Genomic DNA, 13,613 nt, shown 5'->3' on the forward strand with positions numbered 1-13,613 from the left:
AAGCCGAAAGCCGACCCCTCCCGGAGCCGCCGACGGCCGGGGCGGAGCGCCCCCGGCACCGGCTCGGTGACCGAGGCCGGGGAGGGGCCCGATGACGGCCGCACCGCGCCGCCGACGCCACGACTCTCAGGAAGGCCGACCGTCCATGTCCGACACCACCGCGTCGCACGGCTTCGCCGACGCCGCCGAGCTGCGCCGACGCAACCGCGCGACCGTCGAGAAGTACATGCACACCCGAGGCCCGGACCGGCTGCGCCGGCACGAGCTGTTCACCGAGGACGGCAGCGGCGGCCTGTGGACGACCGACACCGGCGCCCCGATCGTCATCAGGGGCCGGGACCGGCTGGCCGAGCACGCCGTCTGGTCGCTGCGCTGCTTCCCCGACTGGGAGTGGTACGACATCACGGTCTTCGAGACGCAGGACCCGAACCACTTCTGGGTCGAGTGCCAAGGCCGGGGCAGGATCTGCTTCCCCGGCTACCCCGAGGGCCATTACCAGAACCACTTCCTGCACTCGTTCGAACTCGAGAACGGCCGGATCAGGCGGAACCGCGAGTTCATGAACCCCTTTCAACAACTGCGGGCGCTCGGCATCCCGGTGCCCGAGATCGAACGCGAAGGGATTCCCACATGACCCGGGTGAGCCCCGGAACGGCCGTGCAACAGCCCGAATGGCCCGACCCGCCGCAGGCGCTGCGGGCCCGTGCGGCGCTGGCGTCCCGGCCCGCCCTCGTCAGGTCCGAGGACCTGCGCGAGCTCCGCTCCCTGCTGGCCGAGGTCGCCTCCGGGCACGCGCTGATCGTCCAGGCGGGCGACTGCGCGGAGGACCCGGAGGAGTGCGGCGCCGGCGCGGTGGGCCGCAAGGTCGCGCTGCTCGACATGCTGGCGGGCACCCTGGGCCTGACCACCGGGAAGCCGGTGCTGCGCGCCGGGCGCATCGCGGGCCAGTTCGCCAAGCCGAGGTCGAGCCCCGTCGAGCACGTCGACGGACTGGAGGTCCCCGCCTACCGGGGGCACCTGGTCAACGGCCCCGAGCCCTGCCCGCTGGGCCGGCGGCCCGATCCGCTGCGCCTCCTCATCGGCTACATGGCCGCCGCCGACATCATGGAACACCTCGGCTGGCGGGACGGGAACCCGGCGCACGGCCTCGAACGGCCCGTCTGGACCAGCCACGAGGCGCTGCTCCTCGACTACGAGAGGCCGCTGCTGCGCCGCGACGACGAGGGACGACCGTTCCTCGGCTCCACCCACTGGCCATGGATCGGCAAGCGGACGAGCCAGGCCGACGGGGCCCACGCGGCGCTGCTCGCCGAGGTCCTCAACCCGGTGGCGTGCAAGGTCGGGCCGGACACGACGCCGGCCGCCCTGCTCGCGCTGTGCGAGCGGCTGGACCCGGGACGGGAGCCCGGCCGGCTGACCCTGATCTCCCGCATGGGGGCGGACCTGGTCGCCGACCGCCTTCCGCCGCTCGTCCGGGCCGTCCGCGACGCCGGTCATCCGGTGTGCTGGATCTGCGACCCCATGCACGGCAACACCGTCGTCGCGCCCGGCGGGAGGAAGACCCGGATCGTCGGCACGCTCCGCCGCGAGGTCGTGCTGTTCCGGCGGGCCGTGGAGGCGGCGGGCGGCGTGGCGGCCGGACTGCACCTGGAGACCACGCCGGACGAGGTCACCGAGTGCGCCACCGACCCGTCCGATCTCGCCCGCGTCGGCGACGGCTACACGAGCCTGTGCGACCCGCGGCTCAACCCGCAGCAGGCGCTCTCCGTGGTCGCGGCCTGGCGAGGCTGACCGACCACCGACAGGAGTTCGACTCACCATGACCGGAATACCGACCATCAGGCCCTACCGCCTGCCGTCCGCGCGCGACCTTCCCAGGAACACCGCGCGCTGGACGGTCGACCCGCAGCGGGCCGTCCTGCTCGTCCACGACATGCAGAAGTACTTCCTGGCGCCCTTTCCGACCGCCGTGCGTCGCAGCTTCCTGACCAACGCGGCGCTGCTCCGCGACCGGTGCGCGGCCCGCGGCGTCCAGGTCGCCTACACCGCGCAACCCGGTGGCATGACCGAGGACGAACGGGGCCTGCTCAAGGACTTCTGGGGCCCCGGCATGCGGACCACCCCGCAGGACCGGCAGGTGGTGCCCGAACTGGCGCCGGGCCCCGACGACTGGACGCTCACCAAGTGGCGCTACAGCGCGTTCTTCCGCTCCACGCTCCTGGAGAGGATGCGCGCGGCCGGCCGCGACCAGCTCGTCCTGTGCGGGGTGTACGCCCACGTCGGCGTGCTGATGACGGCGGTCGAGGCGTACAGCAACGACATCGAGACGTTCCTGGCGGCCGACGCCGTCGCGGACTTCTCCCGCGAACACCACGACCTGGCGCTGCGGTACGCGGCGGAATGCTGCGCCGTGGTGACCACCACCAAGGAGGTCCTGGCGTGAACGCGACCGACCCTCTCGACCAGGTGCTCGGCCGACGGCCGCCGCCGTTCGCGCTGCTGCACCGCCCGGACGCGGCCGGCACGGACCGGCTGGACGTGCTGGTCGGCACGGTGTCGCTGCCCGAGTCGCTGGCCGACATCCCCTTGTCGGAGGAACCGCCGCCCGATCGCGGCGCCCACCACGAGACCCTGGTCGTCGTCCCCTACCGGCAGATCACCGAACGCGGCTTCGCCTGCGTCGACGACGGTTCGCCGCTGATCGCGATGACCGTGACGGGCCAGCGCACCGTGCCGACCGTCGAGGCGCTGCCCCGGCTGCCGCAGGTGGCGACCCCGCTGTCGGACGGTCACTTCGACGTGGACGACGAGACGTACGCGCAGACGGTACGGCGGGTCCTCAAGGAGGTCATCGGGCGGGGCGACGGCGCCAACTTCGTCATCCGACGCTCGTTCGTGGCCGACATCGGCGACTACGGGCCGCACAGCGCGTTGGCGTTCTTCCGTCGGCTGCTCGAAGGCGAGTCCGGCGCGTACTGGACGTTCGTCGTGCACACCGGCTCCCGCACCTTCGTCGGCGCATCGCCCGAGAGGCACATCAGCGTCAACGACGGCATCGCCGTGATGAACCCCATCAGCGGCACCTACCGCTACCCGCCCACCGGCCCCACGCTCCCCGAGGTGATGCGGTTCCTCGCCGACCGCAAGGAGGCCGACGAGCTCTACATGGTCGTCGACGAGGAGCTCAAGATGATGGCGCGGATCTGCGACACGGGCGGCCGGGTCGTCGGCCCGTACCTCAAGGAGATGGCGCGCCTGGCCCACACCGAGTACCTCATCAAGGGCCGCACCTCGCAGGATGTGCGCGACGTCCTCCGCGAGACGATGTTCGCGCCCACCGTCACCGGCAGCCCCCTGGAGAGCGCGTGCCGGGTCATCTCCCGGTACGAGGGGGAGGGGCGCGGCTACTACAGCGGTGTCGCGGCGCTCATCGGCCGTGACGAACGGGGCGGGCGCACCCTCGACTCCACGATCCTCATCCGCACCGCCGACATCGACGGCGACGGCCGGGCGCGGATCGGCGTGGGCGCCACCCTGGTGCGGCACTCGGACCCGGGTTCCGAGGTCGCCGAGACCAGGGCCAAGGCGGCCGGGCTCCTCAACGCCCTGGAGTCTGGGGGGCCCACCCCGTTCGCCGCCCATCCCGACGTGCGCGCGGCGCTGGAACGGCGCAACGCCGGCATCGCGGGCTTCTGGCAGGGCGGCGGCGCGGAGCGGGACGGGCCCCCGCCCGACCTTCTCGGCCGCACCGTGCTCATCGTCGACGCCGAGGACACCTTCACCTCCATGATCGACCAGCAGTTGCGGTCCCTCGGGCTCGACGTCACGGTCCGCCGCTTCGACGAGAGGCACACCCTCGACGGGCACGACCTGGTGGTGCTGGGCCCGGGACCGGGCGACCCGGGGGAGCGCGGCCACCCCAAGATGGAGCATCTGAGGTCCGCGATCCGCGACCTCCTCGCCCGCGGCCGGCCGTTCCTGGCGGTGTGCCTCAGCCATCAGGTGCTCAGCCTGGAGCTGGGCCTGTCCGTGGTGCGCCGAACGGTCCCCAACCAGGGCGTGCAGAAGGAGATCGACCTGTTCGGCCGCCGCGAGCGGGTCGCCTTCTACAACACGTTCGCCGCGCGGAGCCGGGACGACGAGGCCGACGTCGAGGGCGTGGGGGCCGTGGAGATCTGCCGCGACCCCGAGACCGGCGAGGTGCACGCCCTGCGCGGCCCCGCCTTCGCCTCCATGCAGTTCCACGCCGAGTCCGTGCTGACCCGGAGGGGCCCCGACATCGTCGCCCGCGCCGTGCGGGACGCGCTGGGCGTCCGTGTCGCCTGACCTTGGGAGGACCCATGCATTTCTACGCCGTCGTGGACGCCTTCGCGCGGGAGCCGTTGGAGGGCAACCCCGTGGCCGTCTTCTTCGACAGCGCCGACATCCCCGCCGGGCGGATGCAGCGCATCGCCCGCGAGATGAACCTCTCCGAGGTCACCTTCGTGCTCCCCCCGGAGCGGGGCGGCGACGCCCGCGTCCGCGTCTTCACCCCGGTGAACGAGCTGCCGTTCGCGGGTCACCCGCTGCTCGGCACGGCGGTCGCGCTCGCTGCGCGCTTCTCGGGTGACCGGCTGCGGCTGGAGACCGCCATGGGCGTCATCCCCTTAGAACTCGCCCGCGAGGGCGGCCGGGTGGTCTCCGTGCGCATGCTGCAGCCCGTCCCCACGTGGGAGCCGTTCGACCGGGAGGGGGAGCTTCTCGACGCCCTCGGCGCGGAGAAGTCCGTGCTGCCGGTGGAGATCTACCGCAACGGACCCCGCCACGTGCTGGTCTGTCTCGACGATGTGGCGTCATTGTCGGCGCTGACGCCCGACCACCGGGCGCTGGCCTCCTTCGAGGACATGGCGGTCAATTGCATCGCCGGCTCCGGTACGCGATGGCGCAGCCGCATGTTCTCGCCCGCGTACGGCGTGGTGGAGGACGCCGCCACCGGTTCGGCGGCCGGCCCGATCGCGGTCCACGTGGCGCGGCACGGGCAGACGCCGTACGGACGGCGTGTCGAGATCGTGCAGGGCGTGGAGATGGGGCGGCCGTCGCTGATGCTCGCCACCGCCCGGGAAGGCGAAGGCGGCGTCGCGTCCGTCGAGGTCGGCGGCAGTGGCGTCCTCGTGGCCGAGGGGAGGATCCATGTCTGAACGCTCGGAGACCTTGACGGGGATGAGCGGTCTGCCGTTCCCCGAGTACGTCACGCCCCCGGCCGACCCGCTCGGGCTGCTGCGCCGCTGGCTGGACGAGGCGGAGAGCAGGGGCGTCCGCGAGCCTCGCGCCCTGGCGCTCGCGACCGCCGACACCGCCGGCCGCCCCTCGTCCCGGATCGTCGTCCTGAATCGGGTCACCGACACGGGCCTGGTGTTCACCACCCACCACGACAGCCTGAAGGGTCGGCAACTGCGCGCCAACCCGTGGGCGTCGGGCCTGCTGTACTGGCGCGAGATGAGCCGTCAGATCAGCGTCACGGGGACCACGCTGTGGCTCACCTCCGCCGAAGCGGACACGCTCTGGACCGCGCGGCCGGAGTTCACCCACGCCATGACGGTGGCCTCGCGCCAGAGCGAACCCCTCGACGACGTGGACGCCTTGAGGGCCCGCGCCGAACGACTCGCCGAGGCCGGGGCGCAACCCCGCCCCGCCTCGTACGTCGGCATCGAGCTCGTGCCGCACAGCCTGGAGTTCTGGGCCGACGGCACCGACCGACTCCATGAACGGCTGCGCTACGAACGCGCCGGCGACCACTGGCGCACCACCCGCCTGCAGCCGTGACCACCTGACGAGAGGGGAGATCGACATGACCGACCGCATCGACGACCGCGCCTCGCGCACCGCGCTGGACCTCATCACGGGAGCCTGGCGCACCCAGGCGACCTACTCCGCCGCCCGGCTGCGGCTGCCCGACCTGATCGAAGCCGGCCTGACCACCGACGCGGACCTCGCCGAGGCCACCGGCATCAAGGAGGACCTCGTCCACCGCCTGATGCGGCTCCTGGTGCAACTCGACGTGTTCGCCTCCGACGGCCTCGGCGGCTACCGCACCACGTCGGTGAGCGATCTGCTGCGCGACCGCCCCGGCTCCCTGCGCGAGATGTGCCTGCTCTACGGCGAGGAGTTCTACCAGGCGTGGGGCAACGCCGCCGACGCGCTGATCAGCGACACCCCGGGATTCGAGAAGGCGTACGGCACGTCGCTGGTCGCCTACCTCGCCGACCACGAGGAGTTCGCCGACCGATTCCAGCGGACCATGCAGGTGGGGCACTTCGCCCTCGCCAAGGTGCCCGAGGTCGTCGACCTGTCCGGATGCCGGTTGCTCGTCGACATCGGCGGCGGCAGGGGCCATCTGCTGGCCACGCTGCTGGCCGCGGCCCCGGAGGCCCGAGGGGCGCTGGTCGACCTCGACTACACCATCCCGCTCGCCCGCGAGCACCTGGCCCGCACGGTCGGCCTGGACCGGGTCGACCTGGTCGGTCAGGACATGTACGGCCCGCCGCTGCCCGCCGGAGGCGACCTGTACGTGCTGTCCCGGGTGCTCGGCGGCCAGGACGACGAGGGATGCGTCCGCGTGCTGAGCAAGGTCCGCACCGCGATGCCGCCGAACGGCCGGGTGCTCATCCTGGACCGCGTTCTCACCGACGACGCTCCGAACGCGCTGGCCGCTCTCTGGGACCTGCACCTGCTGATGACCAACGGCGGCCGTCAGCGCACGCTGGACGACTACCACGCCTTGTTCGCCCGGTCGCGCCTGGTCCTGGAGCGGATGGCCGACCTGCCGATGGAGACCAAGGCGCTGGTCGCGGCGGCCCGGGAGTGAGACCGCCCGCCCGCCCGCAGGAGCCCTCGGTGTCTCCTGCGGGCGGGCGGCCGGGGATCGTCACGGACGGGTCAACGGGCCGGGCCCCGTCATCCTCGGGCGCGGCTCCCGACGCCTGCGGCGGTGTCGAACGCGGCGCATCGGCCGGTGCTCCAGGCCCTGGAGCCGATCAAGCGGTACCGCAGCGACCACGACGGCCGCACCCGGTACGCAGCCGATAGGTGGTTACTCGCATAGCGAACTAATGCGTCGCCTCGCGGAGGAGGAGTCGGAGGAGTGCGTCGCGCAGATCGTCGCGGCGGCGATCGTCGAAGAGCTCCTCGAGGCTGACGTCGCCGACCATGGTGACCATCATGCGGGCGACCGGCTCCGGAGGGTCCCAGCCGACGGCGGCGAGGTCGTCGACGACCAGGGTGGCGATGTGGTCGTTGCGGGAGCGCATCTCGTCGAACAGGTCGGCGTCGGTGCGGGCCTGCACCAGGAGGGCACGGGTGGCGCGGGTCTCCAGGCACAGGTCGAGGTGGGCGATGATGCCCTGGATCAGCCGTTCCCGCCCCGGGGGAAGATGCCCCACCACGGCGATGAGCCGCTCCTCCATTTCGTCGTGATAGAGCCGGTGGATCGATCGCAGGAAGTCCCTGCGGTCGGTGAAGTGCTGGTAGAAGTTCCCCTTCGACATGCCGGCCGCCTCGACGACGGCGTTCACCGACATCCCCGTCAACCCGCGCTCCTGGGCGACGTGAAGCCCCGCCCGCAGCAGCGCTTCACGTCCTGGGCCTGCGGGCCGCGCCATGAGCCACGTCCTTCCCGGTAACCGCGCATCACTGTGATGCGTACCACACACTCTTGACCGGTGGATCAGTGCCCGATCAGTCTATGACCGGCCAATAAGTGACCGACTGGTCGGTCAAGACAGGAGCCTCTGCCATGGCATCGACATTCGCGCGGATCGGCACCTCCACCGCGACGCTACTGCTGGCCGCGACGGCTGTCAGCGGTATCGCCCCGGCCGCGCACGCGGCCACCACCCCCTTCGAAATGGCCCGGACGGTTCCGGCCGGTGCGGGATATCAGGACGGCCTGCGCGCCGTGATCAACCACTGGACCACCGGCCGCATCGCGGTGGCGGGCCTCAACGACGACGACAACGGGACCGCCGTGCGAGGTTCGGACTCCGTGCCGCCCGCCGACGGATGGAACGATCTCGCCGCCCCCTGGACGGGTCAGGGCGAGGTCACCAAGACCACCGGCAAGCTGCTGATCAGGAAGAAGAACGCCGGGTCCGGCGCGTTCGACGGACTCGCGACGTGCAGCGCCTCGGTGGTGCAGAGCGCCAACCGCAGCGTTGTCGTGACCGCAGGGCACTGCTTCCGGCAGCAGCTCGCCAGCGTCTGGGGCGGGCCCAACCACACCACGGAGAACGCGGTCTTCATCCCCGGCTTCAACGGGGCGAACGTGGCCCGCATCCCCGCCCACGTGACCGACGCCCAGCTCAGCGAGTACGTCAAGAACACTCCGCTGCCCGGTCCCGACATCGCCCCCTACGGCGTCTGGCCCGTCACCCGGATCTGGCTCACCAACACCTGGTCGTACAACAAGAACAACTTCACCGGCAACGACATGGCCGCGTTCCTGGTCGACCACCCCGACTCTCCCACGCCGATCCAGGACGTCACCGGTGGGCAGGCCATCGCGTTCGACCGCCCGCGCGCGCAGTTCACGACCGTGTTCGGTTACCCCACCTCCAACCGCACGCCCGGCGGGAACGCGCAGTGGTACGCCCCCGAGTACGGCGGCGACAACCAGCCGCTGTTCGGCCAGGCGGGGGCCAACGGCGTGCCCGCCGGTCAGGTGCGCACCTACGACGGACGAACGCTGATCACCTCGCGTGGCCCCACCACCGCCGACACCGGCGAGAACTTCGACGACATCCTGCGTTCGGCCCACGCCCAGGGTTCCAGCGGCGGACCGTGGTTCCACTCCTTCGACCCGGCCACCGGCACCGGCACCCTCGTCGGAGTCACGTCCCATTTCGTGTCGAGCAGCACCGGCGGCTTCGCCCTCGACCAGGCGTGGAACCCCGCGCGCCCCTTCATGGCCGGCACCCACTTCGCCGCCCAAGAGGAAGCGGTCTACCAGATCGCCTCCGCCGCGACCCCCCGCGCCTAGCCCCGCGACGCCCGGCGGCTCTCCGATCATCCGGCGAGCCGCCGGGCGCACCGCCCGGGGCCGGCGAGGCGCCCCTCGGCGGAGATCGCCCAGGCCGAACTCGCCTGTGAACACGCCGAGTGTCAACGGGACCGACTGCCTCGGCTCCAACCGCCCCGCACCGCGGACGGCGATCTCCAAACCGACCACCTGGTGGGGATCCACCTACGGCTCCCGGGTGGACGTACAGGCCTACGGCGGTTGCGTCGCGACCATCGGCTACCCCGGCCGCCGCGACCTCACCCCGACGGAAGCCGACCCCGACAAGATGTACACCGGCAACCACGGCGGAACCTCCAGCGCCGGCACCTACACCCACCGCAACACCCTTGTCCCGATCGGCACGACGAGGCAGGGGCGGGCGCACGAAATGCGAACGGGCCGCCAGGCCCGTTGGGGGGCTGGCGGCCCTGTTCGGCCGGTTCATGGTCAGGCCTTGTTGAAGGTGTTCTTGGCCCAGAGGTAGGAGAGGGCGGCGATGGCGGCGCACCAGGCGGTGGCGGTGGCGGCGCTGTTGCCGATGGGGGTGCCCAGGAGAAGGCCGCGGAGGGTTTCCATGATCGGGGTGAAGGGCTGGTATTCGGCGAACCAGCGCAGGGCGGTGGGCATGGAGTCGGTGGGGACGAAGCCGCTGCCGAGAAAGGGCAGGAGGATGAGGGGCATCGGGGCGTTGCTGGCCGATTCGGGGGTCTGGGCCTTCATGCCGAGGGCGACCGAGAGCCAGGTGATGGCCACGACGAAGAGAGTGAGCAGGGCCGCGGCGGCCAGCCACTCGATGGCGGTGGCGTTGGGGCCGAAGCCCATGGCCAGGGCGACGCCGATCAGGACGGCCATGCCGAGGAGCTGTTGGATGACGGCGCCGACGACGTGACCGGTCAGGACCGCGGGACGCCAGATCCGCATGGTGCGGAAGCGGGCGATGATGCCCTCGGTCATGTCGGTGGCGACCATGACGGCCGTTCCGGTGGCGGCGGTGGCCACCGCCATGAGCAGGATGCCGGGGACGACGTAGTCGATGTAGGTGTCGCGTCCGCCGCCCAGGCCGGCGCCGAGGGTGCCGCCGAAGACGTAGACGAACACCAACAGGAGGATGACGGGGGTGGCGACGAGCTGGATGGTCATGGAGGGGTAGCGGAGCAGGCGCTTGAGCTGGCGCCGGATCATGGTGGAGGAGTCGCGGGCGGCGAGGGCGAGGGTGCTCATCGGAGGGGCTCCTTGTGCTGGTCGGCCTGCCGGCCGGTGAGGGTGAGGAAGACGTCGTCGAGGTCGGGGGTGTGGACGCTCATCTCGTCGACCTCGATCGAGTGGTCGTCCAGGACGGCGAGGACCTGCCGGATCACCCGGACGCTGCCGTCACTGGGCACCTGCAGGGTGAGCGCGTCCGGGTCGGGGGTGCCGACGCCGAGGCTCCGGTGGGCTGTGTCGAGGCGGGTGGGGTCGGCGAACTTCAGCAGGACGTGGCCGCCGGGGATGAGGCGCTTGAGTTCTTCGGCGGTGCCCTCGGCGATGAGTCTTCCGTGGTCCAGGAGGGCGATGCGGTCGGCGAGTTCGTCGGCCTCCTCCAGGTACTGGGTGGTGAGGAAGATGGTGACGCCGCTCGCGACGAGTTCGCGGACGATCTGCCACATGCCGCGTCGGCTGCGCGGGTCCAGGCCGGTGGTGGGCTCGTCCAGGAAGATCAGGCGAGGGTCGCCGACCAGGGTCATCGCCAGGTCCAGGCGGCGCTGCATGCCGCCGGAGTAGGTGGCGGCGGGCTTGCGGGCCGCGTCGACCAGGTCGAACCGTTCCAGCAGTTCGGCGGCCCTGCGCCTGCCGTCGGCGCGGGACAGGTGCTTGAGGTCGGCCATGAGGAGCAGGTTCTCCTCGCCGGTCAGGAGCTTGTCGACCGCCGAGTACTGGCCGGTGACGCCGATCGCGGCGCGCACGTCGTCGGGCCGGCGGGCCAGGTCGTGGCCGGCGACCTGAACGTCGCCGCCGTCGGCGCGGATGAGGGTGGACAGGATCTGGACGGTGGTGGTCTTGCCGGCGCCGTTCGGGCCGAGCAGGGAGAAGACCGTTCCTTCGGGGACGGTCAGGTCGATGCCGTCGAGGACGACCTTGTCGCCGTTCTTGTCGGGGTAGGACTTGCGCAGCCCGTTCGCCGCGATGGCCAGGTCGGTCATGATGCTGCTCCTTGAGAGGCTGCGGGTCAGAGGCTGCGGGCGGTGATGTCGCCCTGGGTGGTGGTGGCGCGGATGTCGAGTTCGGCGGCGCCGTCGTTCTTGAGAGAGTTGCTGATGCGGCCCAGGGAGGTGCCGGCGTCCAGGGAGGCCGAGACGCCGCCGGCGGCGACGACCGAGATGTCGCCGGACAGGGTCTTCAGCACGACCGTGCCGCGCCTCGCCTCGGCGATCCGGATGTCGCCCCTGAGGGTGCTGATCTCCGCCGGGCCGCCCAGCCGGCCGACCTCGACGTCGCCGTCGGTCGCGGTGAGGCGGACGCTCGCGGCCTCGTCGATCTTGATCTGGTGGTAGGCGCCGTCGAAGGCGAGGTCGCCGAGGCGGCCGACGACCCGCAGTTCGGCGGCGGCCGCCTTCGCCTCGACGCGGGAACCGGCGGGCAGCTTGACCGTCACCTCGATGGCTCCGGAGGGGCCGAGGTGCCGATTCTTGACCGGGACCTCGATCCGCAGGACACCGTCGACGTACTCGACCCTCGTCTGTTCCGCGGCCTTCACATCGCGGCCCTTGGCGGGGTCGGCGGGCAGGACCTCGACCGCGGTGTCGACCCGGTCGGCGGCGATGACCTGCACACGCCCCGCGGGGACGTCCAGGACGGCGGAGATCGGGGCGGGGGTGTCGAACTTCTGCATCGTGCTCTCCCTGCGGCTCGTTGTTTCGAACACTGGAAAAGCTACGTTGCCTTCACGAATTCTTCAACCATCTCATTGCGTCTACATCACATCACCGCAGGTAGATCGCATGAAATCGTTGCAACCACCTTCCCGCTTAACGCAACGCGCCCTGCCAGTTCGTTGCAATGGAGACCGGTGAACGCTATGCTCGAGGCATCAGGGACGCACGGAGGAGGACGCGATGCCAGGGGGCAGGCTCACCCAGCAGGAACGCCGGCAGATCGCCTTGGGGCTGGCCGACGGGCTCGCCTACGCGGAGATAGCCCGGGGTCTCGACCGGCCGACGTCGACGGTCACGCGCGAGGTGATGCGCAACGGCGGCCCCACCGGCTACCGCGCCGACCTGGCCCACCGCGCCACGGAACGCCGCACCCGCAGGCGCCGACCCGCCTCGCCCCGAGAGGCGGAGTCGGTCCCGCAGCCGCACGGACGCGACGCCGAGGCCGTCCGCGAGTACGAGGAGATGCTCACCGACGTCCTCATGGCCTCGGGCCTGTCCAAGATGATGTCGCGGGTGCTGGCCTGTCTCTACACCGACGACGCCGGCAGCCTCACCGCCGCCGAACTCGTCCAGCGGCTCCAGGTCAGCCCCGCGTCCATCTCCAAGGCGATCGCCTTCCTGGCCGACCAGGACCTCGTTCGCCGGGAACGCGACGAACGCCGCCGCGAGCACTACGTCGTCGACGACGACCTCTGGCACCAGTCGACGATCGCCAGCGCCCGGTCCCTCGTTCAGCTCGTCGAGGTCCTCCGGCAGGGCATCGGCGTGCTCGGCCCCGACTCCCCGGCCGCGGTCCGTCTCGAGAGCATCGCCCGCTACCTCGACTTCGTCGCCGAGCAGTTCAGCCGCGCCGCCGAGCAGGCCCGCGAGATCCTCTACACCCGCCCCAAGGAGACTCGGAACGGCGAGGCGAACGACCCCTCCGCGTGACGGCCCACCGCAGCCCTCGGGGGCTCAGGACTTCACGGACGACGTGGCGGGTGTCGGCGGAGATGCGCCGCCGAGAGCATCCCGGCGGCCGGAATTTTCCCTTGCGGGACCCCGCCTTGATCAATTATCTACCTGCGCACGGTAATGTCATGGTGTGTCGGCATAAGTGCTGATCTGAAACTGGCACGCGACCGACGCACGTCTGGTGCCACATCCGCAACAATGACGGAATTATGGATTGCGGGGCTCCGGCGATTATGGAAACATTCTCATCGTCCAGGGGAGACTGGTCGCATTCCTTGATCGGAGAGGCGAATGCCCGAGCAGACCTCGGCGGAGCGCGTCGTCCACGAGCCCTCACGGACGGCCGACGGCGTCCGTTCCACCACACCGCCGACCGGATCGGCGGGCGCTCGCGCCCCCCGCGTCGACGCCGATCACCGGACCCGTGGGGAGGCGCTGCAGGAGCTCGGTGAGCTGCTGCGAAGCCAGCAGTACGCGGTCCGGAGAGAGGGCCTCCACCTGTCCGTCCGCGACGGAGGCCGACCGGTCGAGGTGTGGGTGTGGCACCGACCGGACGATCAGAACCGGCTGTGGTTCACGTGGGCGGGAGGCATACCGATCGGGGAGGTGTCCAATCCGGTGGACACGGTGGTCGCGGTCAAGACCGCGCTGCGGCAGATCAACTCCTGGTCGCCGACACCCGATCGCGTTCGCGCCTAGCCGGGCCCTTTCCG

The 13,613-nt window shown here is 71.2% G+C and carries 14 protein-coding genes; 10 read left to right on the plus strand and 4 right to left on the minus strand.

Going from position 1 to position 13,613, the window contains the following annotated elements:
* Positions 1–145: 145 nt before the first annotated feature.
* The 7 genes from DFJ69_RS31455 to DFJ69_RS31485 are packed head-to-tail and all read left to right on the plus strand — an operon-like array spanning position 146 to position 6,844.
* Positions 146–634 (plus strand): PhzA/PhzB family protein, encoded by a 489-nt coding sequence (locus DFJ69_RS31455; protein ID WP_116025928.1) that lies wholly within the window; start codon positions 146–148, stop codon positions 632–634.
* Positions 631–1,791, plus strand: coding sequence for a 3-deoxy-7-phosphoheptulonate synthase (locus DFJ69_RS31460; RefSeq protein ID WP_116025929.1), 1,161 nt, complete (start codon positions 631–633; stop codon positions 1,789–1,791). The genes DFJ69_RS31455 and DFJ69_RS31460 overlap by 4 nt, the downstream gene beginning before the upstream one ends.
* A 28-nt stretch (positions 1,792–1,819) precedes the next feature.
* Positions 1,820–2,443 carry an isochorismatase family protein gene (locus DFJ69_RS31465; protein WP_116025930.1) on the plus strand — a complete coding sequence of 208 codons (624 nt, stop codon included), beginning with the start codon at positions 1,820–1,822 and terminating at the stop codon, positions 2,441–2,443.
* On the plus strand, positions 2,440–4,326 hold the full coding sequence (locus DFJ69_RS31470; RefSeq protein WP_211328882.1) for an anthranilate synthase family protein: 1,887 nt from the start codon (positions 2,440–2,442) through the stop codon (positions 4,324–4,326). The genes DFJ69_RS31465 and DFJ69_RS31470 overlap by 4 nt, the downstream gene beginning before the upstream one ends.
* 14 nt (positions 4,327–4,340) lie before the next feature.
* Positions 4,341–5,177, plus strand: a complete 837-nt coding sequence (locus DFJ69_RS31475) for a PhzF family phenazine biosynthesis protein (RefSeq protein ID WP_116025932.1) — start codon at positions 4,341–4,343, stop codon at positions 5,175–5,177.
* Positions 5,170–5,802, plus strand: coding sequence for a phenazine biosynthesis FMN-dependent oxidase PhzG (gene phzG, locus DFJ69_RS31480; protein ID WP_116025933.1), 633 nt, complete (start codon positions 5,170–5,172; stop codon positions 5,800–5,802). The genes DFJ69_RS31475 and phzG overlap by 8 nt, the downstream gene beginning before the upstream one ends.
* Positions 5,803–5,827: 25 nt before the next feature.
* The gene (locus DFJ69_RS31485; RefSeq protein ID WP_116025934.1) at positions 5,828–6,844 is read left to right on the plus strand and encodes a methyltransferase; all 1,017 of its coding nucleotides are present in this window, start codon (positions 5,828–5,830) and stop codon (positions 6,842–6,844) included.
* 241 nt (positions 6,845–7,085) lie between these two features.
* On the opposite strand, the gene DFJ69_RS31490 is transcribed toward DFJ69_RS31485, so the two are convergent.
* The gene (locus tag DFJ69_RS31490) at positions 7,086–7,637 is read right to left on the minus strand and encodes a TetR/AcrR family transcriptional regulator (protein ID WP_116025935.1); all 552 of its coding nucleotides are present in this window, start codon (positions 7,635–7,637) and stop codon (positions 7,086–7,088) included.
* Between the two features lie 134 nt (positions 7,638–7,771).
* Between DFJ69_RS31490 and DFJ69_RS31495 the strand changes: the two genes are divergently transcribed.
* Positions 7,772–9,013 carry a trypsin-like serine peptidase gene (locus DFJ69_RS31495; protein ID WP_116025936.1) on the plus strand — a complete coding sequence of 414 codons (1,242 nt, stop codon included), beginning with the start codon at positions 7,772–7,774 and terminating at the stop codon, positions 9,011–9,013.
* Between the two features lie 468 nt (positions 9,014–9,481).
* Here DFJ69_RS31495 and DFJ69_RS31505 read toward each other — a convergent pair whose 3' ends face one another.
* From DFJ69_RS31505 to DFJ69_RS31515, 3 genes are read right to left on the minus strand one after another with little or no spacing between them, the layout of a single operon-like run.
* Positions 9,482–10,255, minus strand: coding sequence for an ABC transporter permease (locus DFJ69_RS31505; RefSeq protein WP_116025938.1), 774 nt, complete (start codon positions 10,253–10,255; stop codon positions 9,482–9,484).
* The gene (locus DFJ69_RS31510; protein WP_116025939.1) at positions 10,252–11,214 is read right to left on the minus strand and encodes an ATP-binding cassette domain-containing protein; all 963 of its coding nucleotides are present in this window, start codon (positions 11,212–11,214) and stop codon (positions 10,252–10,254) included. The genes DFJ69_RS31505 and DFJ69_RS31510 overlap by 4 nt, the downstream gene beginning before the upstream one ends.
* Before the next feature lie 26 nt (positions 11,215–11,240).
* The gene (locus DFJ69_RS31515) at positions 11,241–11,903 is read right to left on the minus strand and encodes a DUF4097 family beta strand repeat-containing protein (RefSeq protein ID WP_116025940.1); all 663 of its coding nucleotides are present in this window, start codon (positions 11,901–11,903) and stop codon (positions 11,241–11,243) included.
* A 223-nt stretch (positions 11,904–12,126) separates the two neighbouring features.
* Here DFJ69_RS31515 and DFJ69_RS31520 point away from each other — a divergent pair, with 223 nt between their 5' ends.
* Both DFJ69_RS31520 and DFJ69_RS31525 read left to right on the plus strand, forming a co-directional pair.
* Positions 12,127–12,876, plus strand: a complete 750-nt coding sequence (locus DFJ69_RS31520) for a helix-turn-helix domain-containing protein (protein WP_116025941.1) — start codon at positions 12,127–12,129, stop codon at positions 12,874–12,876.
* Between the two features lie 315 nt (positions 12,877–13,191).
* On the plus strand, positions 13,192–13,599 hold the full coding sequence (locus DFJ69_RS31525) for a hypothetical protein (protein WP_116025942.1): 408 nt from the start codon (positions 13,192–13,194) through the stop codon (positions 13,597–13,599).
* The last annotated feature ends 14 nt before the right edge of the window (positions 13,600–13,613 follow it).

Origin of the sequence: Thermomonospora umbrina, assembly GCF_003386555.1 — a bacterium.
Taxonomy (GTDB): Bacteria; Actinomycetota; Actinomycetes; order Streptosporangiales; family Streptosporangiaceae; genus Thermomonospora; species Thermomonospora umbrina.